Origin of the sequence: Bartonella sp. AA81SXKL (genome assembly GCF_042196945.1) — a bacterium.
Classification (GTDB): domain Bacteria; phylum Pseudomonadota; class Alphaproteobacteria; order Rhizobiales; family Rhizobiaceae; genus Bartonella.
In genome coordinates, this window is sequence record NZ_JBHIRH010000057.1 from 1 (window position 1) to 2,503 (window position 2,503).

The 2,503-nt window shown below is 41.7% G+C and carries 3 protein-coding genes and 1 pseudogene; all 4 read left to right on the forward strand.

Annotated features, from left to right (window positions below):
- Positions 1-372 (forward strand): annotated as a pseudogene (locus tag ACFINZ_RS09340) (hypothetical protein); the annotation flags it as partial.
- Between the two features lie 92 nt (positions 373-464).
- Complete coding sequence (locus tag ACFINZ_RS09345) at positions 465-1,592, forward strand: N4-gp56 family major capsid protein (RefSeq protein WP_375635112.1); 1,128 nt, start codon at positions 465-467, stop codon at positions 1,590-1,592.
- A gap of 20 nt (positions 1,593-1,612) precedes the next feature.
- Complete coding sequence (locus tag ACFINZ_RS09350; protein WP_375654097.1) at positions 1,613-1,993, forward strand: hypothetical protein; 381 nt, start codon at positions 1,613-1,615, stop codon at positions 1,991-1,993.
- Between the two features lie 11 nt (positions 1,994-2,004).
- Positions 2,005-2,385 (forward strand): hypothetical protein, encoded by a 381-nt coding sequence (locus tag ACFINZ_RS09355; RefSeq protein WP_375611028.1) that lies wholly within the window; start codon positions 2,005-2,007, stop codon positions 2,383-2,385.
- The last annotated feature ends 118 nt before the right edge of the window (positions 2,386-2,503 follow it).

Here is a 2,503-nt window from a genome sequence, read left to right on the forward strand (position 1 = left end):
AGTTCTTGGTCATCACTTTATCCTGAGTATGGACAACAAAACACAATAGATGCGATTATAAGAGATCAATTGCATGCTCTTGTAGCGACTTGTGCACAAAGAGATCTCAATCCGGCAGAAGAGATTTATAGAATAGCGCAAAATCTTGGCTATCAGAACCAAGCATTACAAGCGAATAATCAAGTTGCTGCGCTTCAAAGCCGGCAGAATTCTGCGAGAACCTTAACGGCATCTGGTGGAGGGGGCAGTGTTGGACCAATCACTTTAGCAAGCATTGATAGGATGTCAGAAGAAGAATTTGACGCTTGGATATCAAATCCGAAAAATAAAGCAATTTTTCGGCAATTGCATGGTGCTGGTAACGGGTATTAAGAGTGCATTTTTATAGAAATTAGCCTGTTTTATGCAGGGTTATGGTCCGGCTTTTAAGCCGGTTTTTTTTACAGCAAAGAAAGGTAAAATCAATGGCATTAACAACAGTTAGAGCAGATGATCCTCATGCGATAAGCACGTGGTCAAAATTATTAAATACAGAAGTTTCAAAGGCGATACCTATTGCCCCCCTTATAGGCAAGGGTTCAAACAGCATTATTCAACTTAAAACTGAAACACAGAAGGGCAGAGGGGATTGTGTTACATTTAGCTTACGTACACAGCTTTTGGGACGGGGAGTTACCTCAGGACAGACGCTTGAGGGGAATGAAGAGGCATTACAATTCCTTCATGACAGACTATATATTGACGAGCTTTCGCATGCAGTTCGTGTAGAAAATGAAGGTAGTATAGCGCAACAACGTACAACGTTTGATTTGCGTGACGAAGCAAAAGATGGCTTAGTTGATTGGTATGCAGATCGCTTAAGCTTGATGTTTTTCATTCAAGCTTGCGGATATACAGCAAGGACAATCTCTTTTGAAGATCGGATGATAGATATCGAGAATGTGCATTATGGATTTAATGAACCTCTGGCACCAAGTAGTAAGCGAATTATCCGTCCAGATGGTAAAACCAAGGATGAAGATCTCAGTGAAGCGCCAAAACACAGCTTTAGTTTGAAGCTTATTGACGAAGCTGTAAAAATGGCGAAACTTGCTAATCCCAAAATTCGACCAGTACGTGTGAATGGGGAGAGTGTTTATGTTCTCTATTTGCACCCAACACAAGTGATGCAATTGCGCACCAATACAGAGACTGGACAGTGGCTTGATATTCAGAAAGCTGCTTATACGGGTTCGCGCGCGAAGAACCCGATTTTTGATGGTTCTCTTGGCATGTATAATGGTGTGATTTTACGTGAATCTGAACATGTCACTCATGGGGTTAAATCTACCGATCATACAGCGAAAAAAAGTGTGCGTCGTGCTGTTTTTCTTGGAGCACAAAGTATCGTTATGGCTTTTGGAAATAATCGCAATGTCAATCGCTATAAATTGGTGGAAGAGCATTTCGACTATCAACGTTACTATGGTTTGTCTGCGAAAACACTGATTGGCATGAAGAAAACCCGTTTCAAATTTCCAAATAGCTCTCAAGCAGCGCAAGATTTTGGAACGATTGTTATCCCCACCTACAGTGGTGAACCTGATAATTAATCATAGGGAGGAAGCAAGACATGGCAGATCAATTACCACCTCCACTACAGGGGAGAAATCTTCACACCCAACAGGTGAGTTTCTTACGTTTGAATATCTCGCATAAAGATAAGCATCTCACAACGAAAATAGGGATATTACCTCGTGGCGCTTTGATCACTTCGATGAAGGCTTTTGTCAAGACCGCGTTTTCTGAGGCAAAATTAAAGATAGGCAGCACCTATGGAGGCAATGAGTTCAGTGAAAAAGACATCAAAGCCCAAGGCACGCAAGATTTTACGCCAACAGATCAAAAGTCTTTTGTTGCAGATGATAAGGAGATGACCCTTTATGCAACACGGGATAAAACAACTGCGGCTGGTGAGTGTGTTGTGGTTGTGCAATTCGTAACAAATCATTGAGGGGATAAGACATGGCAGATTATTTACCACAGCCCTTGCAAGGGAGAAATCTTCATACCCAGCAGGTAAGCTTTTTGCGGCTTAATTTTAGCTATGAAGATAAAGAAAACGCTATGAGAATAGGTACGCTACCTCGTGGTGCTTTGATTACTTCGATTAAAGTGTTTGTTAAGACAGCATTTTCGGACACAAAGGTCAAAATAGGCAGCACTGCTGGAGGGACTGAGTTTGGTGAAGCGGAAATCAAACAACAGGCAGTAAAAGAGGTTAAGCCCACCAATCAGAAGGAATTTGTCCCTTATGATGAAGAGGTCACTCTCTATGCTAAAGCGGACAAAACAGTACAAGCTGGGCAAGCAAGTATAGTCGTTGAATTCGTGACTAATCACTGAGAGGTATTTTGATGACACGTCATTATATTCGGGTTAAGACTGGAGGACCGATACCTGTAAAGCGAGATGTTTATCGTCATAAGAGAACACTTTCGCACTTAGTGTCGGTCATTCAAGA

What these genes read in the sequence shown, in the direction of transcription:
- ACFINZ_RS09350 (WP_375654097.1), top strand. Translation starts at nt 1,613, where the DNA reads ATGGCAGATCAATTACCACCTCCACTACAGGGGAGAAATCTTCACACC.
- ACFINZ_RS09345 (WP_375635112.1), top strand. Translation starts at nt 465, where the DNA reads ATGGCATTAACAACAGTTAGAGCAGATGATCCTCATGCGATAAGCACG.
- ACFINZ_RS09355 (WP_375611028.1), top strand. Translation starts at nt 2,005, where the DNA reads ATGGCAGATTATTTACCACAGCCCTTGCAAGGGAGAAATCTTCATACC.